This is a genomic window from Shewanella sp. SG41-3, from assembly GCF_014164545.1.
Taxonomy (GTDB): Bacteria; Pseudomonadota; Gammaproteobacteria; order Enterobacterales; family Shewanellaceae; genus Shewanella; species Shewanella vesiculosa.
Genome location: NZ_JACJFJ010000002.1, coordinates 487,247 through 501,105 on the forward strand (window position 1 = coordinate 487,247; position 13,859 = coordinate 501,105).

Annotated in this window: 13 protein-coding genes; 8 read left to right on the forward strand and 5 right to left on the reverse strand. The window is 38.8% G+C overall.

The annotated features are described in order from the left end of the window. Positions 1-7: 7 nt before the first annotated feature. Complete coding sequence (locus H5164_RS05370) at positions 8-619, reverse strand: hypothetical protein (protein ID WP_182755118.1); 612 nt, start codon at positions 617-619, stop codon at positions 8-10. A gap of 298 nt (positions 620-917) precedes the next feature. Then, the gene (locus H5164_RS05375; protein WP_182755120.1) at positions 918-1,580 is read right to left on the reverse strand and encodes a hypothetical protein; all 663 of its coding nucleotides are present in this window, start codon (positions 1,578-1,580) and stop codon (positions 918-920) included. A gap of 341 nt (positions 1,581-1,921) precedes the next feature. Between H5164_RS05375 and H5164_RS05380 the strand changes: the two genes are divergently transcribed. Both H5164_RS05380 and H5164_RS05385 read left to right on the forward strand, forming a co-directional pair. Then, on the forward strand, positions 1,922-2,110 hold the full coding sequence (locus H5164_RS05380) for a hypothetical protein (RefSeq protein WP_182755122.1): 189 nt from the start codon (positions 1,922-1,924) through the stop codon (positions 2,108-2,110). Between the two features lie 187 nt (positions 2,111-2,297). Then, a complete protein-coding gene (locus H5164_RS05385) occupies positions 2,298-2,441 on the forward strand; it encodes a hypothetical protein (RefSeq protein WP_182755124.1) in 144 nt (47 codons plus the stop codon). 147 nt (positions 2,442-2,588) lie between these two features. On the opposite strand, the gene H5164_RS05390 is transcribed toward H5164_RS05385, so the two are convergent. Then, positions 2,589-3,338 carry a putative porin gene (locus tag H5164_RS05390; RefSeq protein WP_182697555.1) on the reverse strand — a complete coding sequence of 250 codons (750 nt, stop codon included), beginning with the start codon at positions 3,336-3,338 and terminating at the stop codon, positions 2,589-2,591. Positions 3,339-3,967: 629 nt separating this feature from the next. Here H5164_RS05390 and H5164_RS05395 point away from each other — a divergent pair. The 4 genes from H5164_RS05395 to H5164_RS05410 all read left to right on the forward strand — a co-directional run bounded on the left by H5164_RS05395 (position 3,968) and on the right by H5164_RS05410 (position 8,075). Continuing rightward, complete coding sequence (locus H5164_RS05395; RefSeq protein WP_259396741.1) at positions 3,968-5,161, forward strand: serine hydrolase; 1,194 nt, start codon at positions 3,968-3,970, stop codon at positions 5,159-5,161. Positions 5,162-5,501: 340 nt separating this feature from the next. Then, a complete protein-coding gene (locus H5164_RS05400; protein ID WP_182755126.1) occupies positions 5,502-5,939 on the forward strand; it encodes a DUF6795 domain-containing protein in 438 nt (145 codons plus the stop codon). Positions 5,940-5,956: 17 nt separating this feature from the next. Continuing rightward, positions 5,957-7,108: a lipase family protein gene (locus H5164_RS05405; protein ID WP_182755128.1), complete on the forward strand. Its 1,152-nt coding sequence runs from the start codon at positions 5,957-5,959 to the stop codon at positions 7,106-7,108. A gap of 460 nt (positions 7,109-7,568) precedes the next feature. Beyond that, complete coding sequence (locus H5164_RS05410; RefSeq protein WP_182755130.1) at positions 7,569-8,075, forward strand: hypothetical protein; 507 nt, start codon at positions 7,569-7,571, stop codon at positions 8,073-8,075. Positions 8,076-8,147: 72 nt separating this feature from the next. On the opposite strand, the gene H5164_RS05415 is transcribed toward H5164_RS05410, so the two are convergent. After that, positions 8,148-9,071 carry a GyrI-like domain-containing protein gene (locus H5164_RS05415; RefSeq protein WP_182755132.1) on the reverse strand — a complete coding sequence of 308 codons (924 nt, stop codon included), beginning with the start codon at positions 9,069-9,071 and terminating at the stop codon, positions 8,148-8,150. Positions 9,072-9,497: 426 nt separating this feature from the next. Here H5164_RS05415 and H5164_RS05420 point away from each other — a divergent pair, with 426 nt between their 5' ends. Continuing rightward, positions 9,498-10,859 carry a sensor domain-containing diguanylate cyclase gene (locus H5164_RS05420; protein WP_182755134.1) on the forward strand — a complete coding sequence of 454 codons (1,362 nt, stop codon included), beginning with the start codon at positions 9,498-9,500 and terminating at the stop codon, positions 10,857-10,859. A 199-nt stretch (positions 10,860-11,058) separates the two neighbouring features. On the opposite strand, the gene H5164_RS05425 is transcribed toward H5164_RS05420, so the two are convergent. Next, positions 11,059-12,570 carry a S41 family peptidase gene (locus tag H5164_RS05425; protein WP_182755136.1) on the reverse strand — a complete coding sequence of 504 codons (1,512 nt, stop codon included), beginning with the start codon at positions 12,568-12,570 and terminating at the stop codon, positions 11,059-11,061. Positions 12,571-12,947: 377 nt separating this feature from the next. Between H5164_RS05425 and H5164_RS05430 the strand changes: the two genes are divergently transcribed. Then, positions 12,948-13,850 (forward strand): nuclease-related domain-containing protein, encoded by a 903-nt coding sequence (locus H5164_RS05430; protein ID WP_182755138.1) that lies wholly within the window; start codon positions 12,948-12,950, stop codon positions 13,848-13,850. The last annotated feature ends 9 nt before the right edge of the window (positions 13,851-13,859 follow it).

Genomic DNA, 13,859 nt, shown 5'->3' on the forward strand with positions numbered 1-13,859 from the left:
CCATAGATTAAACTGCATCACTAAGTAATTGAATCTGACATTGATCTATTATTTGATTGACGATATCGATTGCTATATCAGTGGCTAATAGGTCATATTCATCAGAAGTTGGTGCCTGCGGTGATATAAGTAATGTAATAGTAAATAATTCTTCATCGGTCGCCATTGACCAAAAACCGAATAATGTCTGACTATTGAGTACGCTTGGGAATTGTGCCGCCCAAAAGGTTAATTTGGTATTATGTTGGATCCAAGAACCATTCTGTGTATATATTAATCTGACATCATAGAAAAGCTCTTCTTCCAATATTCTTCCGTATTCGATATAAGCATTTTCCATAACTTCAAATCTGGAGATTTCTTTTGCAGGTTTATTTAGCAATATGGACTTATGTTCGGGTCTAATCACACCAACCGTAGCGCTTATAATCTGATTTTTATGTTCAAATTGGAAATTATACTTAATATCATGATCATACTCTGATTGATTGCTGACAATATCTGTGTCTGCAATGACTAATATCTTACAAGTCATCGTAGATAGAGCACTAGTATAAGCGTTAGCCGAAAAAAACAAGCCCATAAATAAAATAAATTTATATTTCAAAACATTATGCACCAGAACCCATCCCTTACGACTTTTCTGAGAGCGACATAGAAAACAACACTACCATAAATAGAGGTATTCCACTCAAAGTGACTATTGCAACTTTGAATATAGAACTAACATTGAGAAAATCTAAAGATATTATTGAAAATACTGAAATGGAGAAAAGATTCAAACACAAAGTGAAGCAGAAAATAGATTTATCAAAAAAATTAATTTTCTGTTTTAGTTTTAATTTCTTTATTATAGAAACGGAATGAACACAGACTAAGAATAGAGAAAATAAATAAGCTATTATCCAAAATATCAATTAAAGATCCTCAACATTCAATAAGCCTCTACGTAAGAGCTCTTTTTTAGCTAATTTCATATCACTATCACTCAGCATCTTCATTGTGCTTGCTAGAATCATTACAATGATTGTGCTCCTACCTAAAGCTCTTACAGAACTTTTTGTAATATTTAAACCTGTTTTTTTTGATAACGAAGATACCATCGATTCAGTAACAGCACCTCCAGAAGCCTCTAGAGCAAAACCACTTACCCCTAATGCTGCCACTGAAAAAATACTACTAGCTAAAAAACTCACCTCTAGTTTAGGTTCAACTGTGAAGAACCAAGTACCAATAAACTCACTTACAGTTTTATTACGTTGGAAGTAATCTCTTAATTCAGAGTTAGATAAACACCACTTGTTCCAGTTCGGATTAGCTATATTTTGAGACAGTAAAGCCTGAATCGAATTGAGGAACTGAGGATTATTTAGGCTATTTGCCATCGGTAAAATTTTATTTTTTTCAGGTCTACTTAATTGACGATAGAGTAATACTCCAATTAATATCGGAAGTATTTTTTCGCTATTACTTCGAATATAAGTTGAATATTGATCAAGTTCCATTAACTTAGCTAAGTAAATAACAGGTTCATGTGCAGCATCTTCAAGCTTATAATTACGATCTGTAAATAGTCCCACTTTTAACTCTCCATGTTCTAAAAATCCATTAATAGAGAGTAACTAACTTCTATGTAAAAATCAAATCCTTTTAAAACAACAACATAACCTTATAAGTAATTAGTTAAACTTAAATAAATTGAACATTTTATATTATATTGGGTATGTTCTTTAGCTATTTTTTATAGAATAAGTGAGCTGAATCATAAGGAAGCACACTTTAATTAGAATTTCGACGGCACGAGTCGTTGTGAACTTTTTGTGAGACGAACCATTTAGATACTTTCCTATACCCTAGTTTCGCTTAGTCATTTGGCACCAGATTCTAATCTTCGGGTACATCAAGTCGATAGTTAGATAGCATGAATGATTCAACACTAAAAGCGATTCAAGAAGACTACAAAGACAGCTTCATTCGTAAAAACAAAGTATCACAGGTCTACTTAACTGTTCTAGAGGATACCGCTACAATAAAAAATGCCGCTAAAGATGTTGGTTTTACTATATCTGTGCCATTTAATTCCAGTGTGGTAATGCCATATAAGCGATGACAGATGTAAATACCTTAAGTTTACTTTAGCGTTTTAGGAACCACTTTGACGCAGAGTAAAGCTATAAGTCGCCTGTTGATATGTTAGTTAATAAAGCAGACCAACTTGACATAACGGTGCCAGAAATGACCGTTTTAGTGGGTGGATTACGCGTACTTGATTTAACTACAAAGGGCTAAACCACGGAGTGTTCACAAGCACACTGGACACCTTAAACAAAGTCAAAACCTGGATTCCGGCTCAAATGCATTACCGGAATGACAAAGATGTAAGCATTGCCAGAATGCGTAATCCTAAACGTGGCCCAAATGACTTAATGCTTAATGCTTAATGCTTAATGCTTAATGCTTTACATCAGGATGAAAAATAAATAGCCGCATAACCAAACAATAAAAAAGGAGCCCCAAAGGCTCCTTAATTTTTATATTAATCATCGATGTATATCAACAATTACATATCAATCATTTCTAACTAGCGCTTAGAAACGACCAACAACACCCACACCAACAAACAAACCGTCTACGTCAGAATCAAGTACTTTTCCTAGCTCAAATGTAGCTGAAAAAGCATCTGACATACGTAACCAATAAGCTGTTTTGGCAGTAAAGTTATCGTCTGAACCGTTATCGTCATAACCTAAACCAACAGACCATGATTTAGTTACATACCAATCAGCATTAACATTGAAAATATCGTCAGCATCGGTATGAGTCCACTTAGCACCTAAATCAACACCAGTAGTGTTTTTTAGATCGATAAAGCTGCGAACTTCAAGACCGTAGATTGAATCAATATCACTACCATCAACATAGAATGCAGCAACTTTTGAGCTGTCGTTGAAGTAGTAACCAAGATCAAGTTGATAAGTGTCAGTATCAAAACTACCAACATCATAACGTTCGATTTTAGCGCCAACAAACCACTTTGAATCGAAAACATAAGTGCCATCAACAGAGAAAATATCAAGGTCGATATCATCTTGCATTTTATAGCTAGCACCAACATTGGTAGATTGTGCTAAAAAGCCATTTAATGCATATGGACCTTTTTCTTGTGATACAGAGTCAAGATAGAAACGGTAGTTAAGGTCCCATAGACCATCACCGAATTCTTCAGTATTAGCAGAATATCCTAAACCCGCTTCGTGGTGAAATGGTGCATCTTGTGCAGCCATAGCTGGTAAAGCCACAAAACCTAATACTAGTGCTAATGCAGTAACGTTTTTCATCAATCATTCCTTTATTTGATTATTTTACGCTAGGAGGTTCAAGCAGATATAAAGCATGGATAAATCATCAAAAGTGGGGGTTATCCATTAACTCAAATGTAGCCTAACCTTACCGTCGGGCTAACCTGCTTTCCTAGCGGCGCATACTCTAAAGTAATGAAGGGCTAAAATAAACAAACAAAATGAAGTTATTGATATTTTTCAACAAAATACATCACACATAATGTATTAAACGCTGCCAACACCTACTTTAGCAATAGAGAAAAACGTAACAAAATCGTCAACTGAACGTTAATTTAAAACACACAGTAAATAATATCTTCAATAACCACGAGGATAATCAAACAAAACTTGGACATAACAGCGGTTTTAGTTCTGCAACCAAGCGCTGTAATTACGGAGCAAATTGAACCGCTGTGTCTAAATAGAAATAGACAGCTGCAACTTACATTGCTACACCACGGTGAGGATATTATTGCTTCAGATTCTGGGGATTAACATTACGATCTATTGCATGGTTCACATCACGTTCAAGGGCGACAACGGCCTGCTTGTTAAGCATTTGATTTATGTCGATGATCGCTATAGGTTATTGTCATTACATCAATTTTATCTATCTGGAAACGTCAATGTCGACTGTGTTTAAGTTCATCAAAGCTGTCTTATTAAGCATTTTTATTATTGTCATCATCCTTGTCGCGTTTAATTGGCAAAGCGTTACTCGCTTATACAGCGTAGTCAGCTTATTTGATGAGGCACTCGTGGTAGATAATTTTTCCAATATGAAGAATGTCTTTTTTAACAAAAAAATCGTCACACAAGGCGATCCCTATGTGTTCGACGTCGACTTAGCCGCCTTACCTGAATCATTTCGTTATAGAGGTCACGTGACTAATACTGATGATTTTCTCACTCGTAGGGCAACAACAGCATTACTGGTACTTAAAGACGACAAAATAACCTTTGAGCAATATTTTCTCGGCACGAAAAGTGATGACAAACGCATCTCGTGGTCAATGGCCAAATCATTTGTGTCGATATTGTTCGGTATGCAGGTTGATGCTGGCAAGATTGATATCGAAAAAACCGTCGACTTTTATCTGCCCGAGCTTGCCACATCTGGTTATGGTAATGTCAAAGTGAAACACGTACTGCAAATGTCATCTGGAGTTAAGTGGAACGAAGACTACCTAGACTTCTACTCTGACATTAATAAAATGGGCCGGGTACTGGCGATTGGCGGCTCGTTAGATCAAATGACCAGCGAACTGGTTAATGAGTCCGCTCCAGGCAAAGCATTTCATTATGTCAGCATGGACACCCACGTTATTGGCATGATACTCAGGCGAGTGAGCGGTAAATCATTAGTCGAGCTTTTACAGCAAAATATTTGGAACACCATTGGCATGGAAAGCGATGCCTATTGGCTTACCGACTCCCAGGGCACTGCCTTTGCCTTAGGCGGCTTAAATGTTACCACCCGCGACTACGCCCGCTTTGGCCGCTTATTACTGAACAATGGCGCATTTAATGGTAAGCAAATCGTGTCAGCAGCCTGGATTAAAGCCGCCACCACACCACAAGCTGATTACCTACAACCTCAAGTCGGCAAATTAGGTTATGGCTATCAAATTTGGCTACCGCCAGAAGCCGAACAAGGTGAATTTTTCTGTGTCGGCGTATACGGGCAATATATTTATGTAAACCAAAAACACAATGTAGTAATCGTTAAAAATAGCGCCGATTTGGGCTTTCTTGATGAGTTGAATTCAAAACAAGAAACCATCGCGTTTTTCCGTGAAATTGTAGCGTCATTGCAATAAACATGGTCACTGACTTACCCACGGTTCATTTAAGTGGTTAAGGCTAAAGCTGCATTTTTCAACCAACAAAAAAGCGACCATTCGGTCGCTTTTGTTTTACAGTGATTTAAATTTGCTAGGCCGTCAGTTGGGAGTAAACTTCTGAGAAACCACTACCTAACTTCAGCAATCACCTGACATGTTAAATACGCCAAAACTAACTATTCAGAAGCCAAAAAACATCATTAAGGGTATATAAATAAAGGAGTTTTAAATCTATTGTTTATTCTTTACCCGCAAATAGTTTACTTCTTAAATACGGGGATTATAATCATTATCTTTATTTGCAAGGAGCAGAGATATGCTAGGAATGCTTAAGAAACATACTGTTGAATTATGCCCAGAAGTTTCAGGAAAAATAACAAACAATGGCATCCCTATTAAAGAGCTACTCATAGAACGTAGCCTAACCTATGCAGATGAAGAATATTCAGATAACTGTATGACTAACGCTGAAGGTGAATTTAGTTTTACAGCAAAAGCTATCAAATCACGCTTACCTGGTAATATTTTACATGAACCTGTTGTTAGGCAAGTTTTAGAGTTTACGTTGGATGGCAATGATAGCGAAACTTATATCTGGGCCACAAATCAACATAACATTACCTGTCCTGATGTTTGCAAGTCACACTTAAGTAATCTAAATCCAGATATATGCAATGACGAAGAGGTGTTTGAATTAGTCAATGTGGAGGCACCTGAATACCCCCTAATTGTTAGATCTATTTGTTCACTTTAAATTTTAAGGATGAAATTATGGGAACCTTATCACCGAATATGGTAGTAGAACTTTCTACTGTCGCATATGCAGTGCAAAAAACACAAAAAACAAAGAGATTCGATTTCGATGTAAGTAAAAATTTAGCAAATCACTTCAATTTTAATTCGTTTTCAAAGCCTGTCATGGGCACCTCTGGTGGCTTTGTAGCCAAAGCAAAAAATCAACAAACTGGGTTCGCCCTGATAGGACAAGGGAAAAGCGAACAATACAAGGATGATATTGTCATCGCGGTTCGCGGGACTAATTTTGCCAGTTTAAATGATTTATCAACCGATGCTCGCGCTTCCACAAGTTCTACTGAACGTGGTGCTTTAGTACATGCAGGTTTTAATTCCGTTTTTGAGTCAATGAAAAAAGAGCTATTGCCATATATAAACATGCTTCCAGCAAATGCAACACTTCATTGTGTTGGTCACAGTTTAGGCGGAGCTATAGCGGCATTGATTGCCGACTGGGCAAAGCAAAAAATTCTTAATGTTAAACTATATAGTATTGGTGCGCCTAAAGTTGGCTTTGCCGATTTTGCGCTTAAGCACACAAATTCTCTGGGGCAGGAAAATATATTTCGTTGTACCAAGGGTTGCGATCCTGTCCCTATGGTTCCAGTTTGGCCCTTCGTTCATGCGCCATATAATGGTTATGAATATCGTGTTGATAACTCTGGTTTTATAAATCCAATAAAGCATAGAGTGAAGTATTATATGCAAGATATGAAAAGCAACGACTGGAATTCATATCAACGAAAAATGAGCTTTAATAGCCATAAAAGAGTGACGTTAGATGTTCGTTTAAGCCATCAAGTCAGTCGCGATTTATTTTGGATGAACCGTTTAAGCGAAGCACTATTAACGCTATTACGCCAACTAGGTCATGGCATTGCTTCACGCTTACAAAGCGGTATCGCCAATGGTTTAAACTTTTATGACCAAATCGCCATGGTACTATCTGATGTCACTTTGCATAATGCAACGTTTACTGGACAATTAAATGGTCTATTAGCTCACATGTTAGTTTTTGCAGGTCATGCTACCCGTAAAGTAGAAACTCTAAGCTATGAGTTTATTAGTTGGGTGTTTAAAAAAACGATTCAAGTTGTTAATCGATTAGCAGGCGAAGCACTGAGCTAACCTGTAATAACTAGCAAATACCGAAACTGGGGTTTAGCTTTACTCAATTATCTCTCAGCTAAAAAAAAGCGACCATTCGGTCGCTTTTTTGTTTTACAGTGATTTAAATTTGCTAGGCCGTCAGTTGGGAGTAAAATTCTGAGAAACCACTACCTAACTTCAGTAACCCCTTGACATGAATAACAATCCAAAATTAACTATTTAAAAGCAAAAAACATCATTAAGGGTATATAAATAAAGGAGTTTTAAATCCATTATTTCTTCTTTAATCACAAATGGTTTACTTATTAAATACGGGGATTATAATCATTATCCTTATTTGCAAGGAGCAGAAATATGCTAGGAATGCTTAATAAGTCTGCTATAAAATTAAGTTAAAATATTCATAAAAAGCTATCAAATAACAAAAAAAATAATCCATTACACTCTAATTTTTATTATTTATATAAGAAGGACTTCTGTGAAATACAGTGATTACTTTAAAGCTGAATATGGATATTATTCATTAATATTTATGGCTGCCTGTCTTTTTCTTTTTGGCTTTAATATTTGGCTTGATAGCAAACGATCAGGAAAAATCCTGACCAAAAGAAGTCAAGAAATGGAACTAAAAAGCATTACGTTAGATGAACAGATTCAGCTTGAAGTCGAAAGATATAAAAGCCATTCAATACGGAATTGGTTTGCTAGTCTTAATGATTTGGTACTAGGGCTATGCTCTTTTTTTATTCCGGGAATTGTAGCTATCTACTGTGTATTAATCTTATTTACGATAGATTATTATGTACTCCATTTTATAGGCTATTCCGTAATATTTTACGGAATCATACATATTGCAACACTTCGAGCAAATGAAGGCGTTTTAGCTTATTCCCCTATATTTTTTTTAGTATTTTTATCATTTATTATTGGTTTTTTCACCATTTTATTCCGGCTAGCCATAGAGCTATATTTCACCTATACATGAATACAATCACTGGTAAAACCTAAACGACAAAAAGTGAGGCAGGTTCTGCCCACCCCACTTTTGTAACCACAATTAAATGGTCTTAACTTTGACATGAATTTCCATCTCAACATAACCGTCAACTCTGGCGTCATTCAAATAATGTTCTAACATCGGAAAATTATCAGGTTCAAATCCGCTATTTGGCAACCAATCAGAGTACAGACCCAGTTGAGCCTTGATCGTGTCTTCAGGGGTGCCCTTAAAATAAAGTACCGCATACTTACCTTTGGGGATTTCAGATGTGGTAAACGGAGGATTAACCTCTATATTGCTCCCAATGACTATCGCAGCATCATAACGGCATTTATCCACTGGTGTTATCGTTGGATTATCATAAGCAAATGCAAAGCGTTGTTGCGCATCTTGCGTTATGCCATTGCTTGAAGCCCAATCAATCAGTTTGTCCCATGCGGTATATATCGACTCAGGTTCATAACCGCGTTTTGAAGCCAAAATACATACACGTCGGCTATCAAAATCTCTCACTTCCACTTTCATATTGGTATCCTCTAAATTAGGGCTCTTCGTCACCTCATTGGTGATACGACTAGGATACAAATCAGCAGGGCAAAACACTTTTCCATACTTGCTGTATATTTTTCCAATCTTGCTATCTTTTATTTTATCTGGGTTTCTTATTTCAGTCGGGCTAAAGCCAAAATAGAGTTTTACCGCTTTAGAAAAGTTAGCACTGGATGAAAAACCACAGTCTAATGCCACCTGGGTGATAGGCAGTTGAGTTTTAAAAATCAGTATGTTGACCGCCTTCTCAAGCCTGCGGCGCACAATGTAATCATTAACTGTCTCCCCCATAATGGCAGAGAAAATACGATGAAAATGATAAGGCGAAAAATAGCTGACGTTTGCCACTTCTGTTAGTGAAATCTGGTTAGTCAGATTAGCCTCAATATATTGAAGCACCCGATCGATCCGTACTTGGTATTCTTTATTCATGGGTTCCTAATCATTAAGCAGGCTAGTCGTGAACGAACAACAGTCAGGTAAGAAACCATAACGCAGCGCTATCGTTAATACAAAGCCAATACTTCGCTTAACGCCCTACCCGTTTTGATGTTTATTGAGGCATTTTACATAAAACCTGGAGACTTGAGTTAATGCTAAAAGTTTACTCTGACCACGTATTCTAGACAAATAGTCAGGCCGTAAACGTGTTTTAATTCAGCCATAGTGGCTTTGCATAATGACACTGATAAACCGAGCACCTAACTAGCATCAACGAGGGGATAAAACACCTAAAACCCAAATAGCACTGAGCCACAGATGATCACTTTGCTGACGGGTCTTTGGATGCAAATGCTGGTAAATACATGGATATTTTCCTATAGTGGCCACATAAACACATTCGATTAGCGAGCTGTAGTGCCGGGCATTTATCCTTTTGTATCCAAACAACCACATAAACGGGCGGCTTTTTTTGTCGCCTCATTATTACTGATCTCAGCGCTGATAATTAGCCCTTTTATTTCAATACCTTTGGTCGATATTGCCCCTTTTTTTCCGGCATACAGCACTTCAGTGGTATTGCTTGAAAGTATTACGGCCTATTTACTGCTGTCGCAGTTTGCCAGTAACCGGCAGGTTTTCTCAGGGTTTGTTGCTTGTGCTTATTTATTCCTTATCCCTTTAGTGACGGTGCAACTTTTAGTGTTTCCGGGTGTTTTTTCACCTAGTGGTTTACTGCATGCAGGGGAGCAAAGTGCGGTATGGATTTGGGTATTTTGGCATGCATCGTTTCCGATCTTGCTCTTGCTAGCATTAATTGCTCCGAAAAAAATCATTAACCAAAACCCTGCTGATCTCAATATCAAATATTGGCTGATTGCCTTTGTATTTATTTCCCTACTGGTTAGTTTAGGTTTGGCCTTATTCGCCACATGGGGTAGCCATTTATTACCCGTCTTAATTGATAAAGACAGCTATAAGCAGCTATTAAATAGCCCTTATGCCTTAATGGTGTGGGGATTAAATGTGCTGGCATTATTCTTTATGGTAAGACGGGCACGCAGTAACAATGTGCTTTACACATGGCTGAGTGTGGCGTTGCTGGCCAGCCTGATTGATGTCACGTTAACCCTATTGGCTGGCGCCCGCTTCAGTTTAGGTTGGTATGCTGCAAGAGTGAGCAGCTCGGTTTCTTCTATGGCGTTACTGTTCGCCTTGTTATGGGAGGTCAACCGTCTGTATGTCGCAGCCCACAGGGCCAATGAATCCTTATATCAGCAAAGTGTCAAAGATACGTTAACAGGCTTATTTAATCGCCGTTATCTAGAAACACAACTGGCAATAGACATAGACCACGCCAAAAGATACCAAGAGCCACTGTGTTTATTGGTTGTCGATGTTGATCACTTTAAAGCGTTTAACGATAAGCACGGTCATTTGAGCGGCGATCGCTGCTTAGTGGCCGTCGCCAAACAATTGCAACTAAGCTTAAATCGACCCGCAGATTTTGTCGCCCGTTATGGTGGCGAAGAGTTTGTGGTGGTGTTGCCCCACACTGAGGCAGAAGGCGGCATGCTGATAGCTGAAAAGTTACGCCAGAAAGTCAGTGAGTTAAGAGTTGAAGATAAGGGCCAATTACTTAGCGTCACCATCAGCATAGGTTATGCAATATTACATCATAATGAAGACACCGCCCAAGGCTTGCTGATAGCCGCCGATACCGCCCTATATCAAGCCAAAGCCGCAGGACGCAATTGCGTTGTCGCTGCGATTCAATAACCCTTGTAGGGAATTAACTGATCAACATAAATACCGTTTCGCACAAGTCATTATTGTGTAATGACTTGTTCAATCTAAACATCTCAAAAACATTAAAAAGTGATTGATAAAGACTGTAAGCGGATTTAAAGCTATTGCTAGTGTAATGACTTTAAGTGAGGGGGAAATGTTCTCCCCCACTCACAGCAAATCTAAGCCACTATTCCTGAGCGATCAAGCTTAAAACCCAGTGTTGTAATCCCTGTGTATCCGTCATTGAACCATTAAACTGATACTGTGGAACAAAACTTTGGTTATGGCCTCTTTTTCGATCTCGATATACTTTTTGCGCCAGTGAAAAAGCGCCAAGTTTGCTAGGTAAATTAATCCCGCGAACATCCATATACACAGTATCGGCAGAGGTTTCTTGGCCAGCATGAATAAGCTGCGGTATTGATAAACTCAAATCGGCGAAATCTAAACACGCACTGCCGCAAGATTTATCGGTAAGTAAAATCGTACGACCTTGATATAGGCTTTTCTCAGTCAGATGGCGATTAACAGCAGTAGCCTGCAAGGCTTGGCTATTTTTAGGTAACGCTTCTTTCACCAGTGATTGTTGATTATCTATCGCTTGCCGCATATCTAAAGTGGTTTGTAAAAACGAAGTAGTGATATCACTGTCAGCGCCAAACTGACGAATTAACATAGGTTTCAAGCTGACAAGGTAAGCATGATTATCTTCACTTGCACGCCACATAGCGTAACTATTATCTGGGTTATTTTGCATTACTTGCGCGATATAAGCTTTACCATAAAGGCTACTCATTAAATCTTGGCCCCACTGCGAGCTGCCACCACCATTGCCACGCACATCAAACACCACGAGTTCTGCATCACGCAAACCAGCAAGCGCCATTATCATGGCTTGCAATTTGGTTTCATCAGCACCCGATGGATAAAAACTGGGCAACCGGAGCCAATAATGCTTAGGTGTAAATTCATCAATACTAAATTCTTTGGGTAACGCCACAGGAGTAAGCCTTTGGTATAAATCATTGCGATCAATTTTTTGCCAATGCAATGAAAAGGCAGTTTGCTCACCCTTTGACTCAAACACACAACTATTTGGTCTAGTAAATTCACCAATTTTATCATCGATAAGTAACTTTTTAGCATAAGACACTTTGCGCGCATTCAATTGATTGTTGTTGAATCGATATTTAAGAATATGCTCATTCATCATGGTATCGACCGCAATATTGTCACAAGAAATAAGCTTGGCACCAACCGCAGGAAGCCGCCCGCCCCAATTTTCGGCAGTGTAATAGACTTTATAATCCTGAAATTGTTTTTCAATACCGATGCCAGCCCAAGACTGCATATCAGGGTGTTGATTAAACGCAATGCCAAAATGACCATCAGCAAAACCAGCCACAAAATAGCTCAAACTATTGGTTACATCCTGTAACGATGTCGCTTTTTTTGCCCGCGCCAACCCCTCACGATAACCTTGTTCTAACCACTGTGAAAAATATAAATTTTGATCATCTATGGCACCGGGATGATTAGCCTTAACCGTTTGGTAGATATAGGTTAAGTCCGTTTGAGCAATCTGAGCCCATGGATTGGCTTCAGCCAACACAGGTTTAATGGGTTCTGCTTGAGCATAAACCGCAGAACTAAACACGCTGATGAGTAGAGTTAAAATAACTAAGCTTTTACCGTGCATCTAAATATAAATCCATTTGTTATCTAAAAGTTAAGGCAAAGTCTACCGTATCAGCACTGATTACACAGCATTTTTTGATATTTCAGCAGTAAGCACCATAGCGTGACGATAAATTATTGATGCTTTCGAATCATAAAATAAAGCAAACAGTGGCAGCACTTAATCGCTGCCATAACCACAAAATACCCGCATATGTTAGCTAGCATCAACTCGTGCAAACGCGTCATCTCCAGTGACAATTAGAGCTAAAGCACAAAAAATCACATTTGGGCTACTTTTTATTACATTTTTGTAAAACTGGAGTATATTAATCAAGCCATATAATGGATTTATATTAGCAACCGATTGTATAACCACACTAAATTTCAAGGATGACAATGGCAAACCTGTTCACTAATGTACTCGCCACCATCATCTTGCTTTCGGGTATGTTTTTGATGGTGTTGATTATGCACCTAATGCTTAAATACCGTGACCACACGGTAAAACTGCCTGTCGATCGCGAACAACTTCAGCGAATCCCTGCATATGGCTTACAGCAACAAATTCAAGACTTACAGTTTGATCTCGTCGCCGGCCTAACGATGGCGGTTATTGTTGTAACGTTTCCGTTTGCCTACGAAAGTATCGTCAAGCATATTAGCGACAGCTCATTCCCAATCGCTTTCGCACCGATTGTCATCCTTGGCCTAGGATATTGCGGCCACAAAACGCGGAAAAACTTTTCCAAACTCACCAAATTACGTTTAGGCCACACCGCAGAAATCGCCACAGCCAATGAGCTCATCGGCTTGCAAGCTTTGGGCTATCAAGTGTTTCACGACATCCAAGCCGACGGCTTTAACATCGATCACTTAGCCATAGGTAAAAATGGCGTATTCGCCATCGAAACCAAAGGCCGCCACAAGCGCAAACGCGACAGTAAAACGACTAGCGCGACCCAAGGTAAAGACTACCAACTATTTTATAAAGACGGCCGCTTATGCTTCCCTTCTTGGACGGAAACCAAACCAATCGAACAAGCCGAACGCCAAGCAAAGTGGGTCAGCCAATGGCTCACCAGAGCCACTGGCCAACCAGTGTTCGCCAGCCCAGTACTGGTCTTCCCCGGCTGGTACGTCAGCAGCCAAACACGGCCACCATTTCCCATTTTAAATCACAAACAGCTGGTCAAAACCTTGCCCTCGATTAGGACTCAAACAATCAGCCAACAACAAGTAGACGCGATTGTGTATCAAGTTGCGCAGCGGTGTATGAGTAAAAGCGAAACGGGGAAATGATGGGAATTA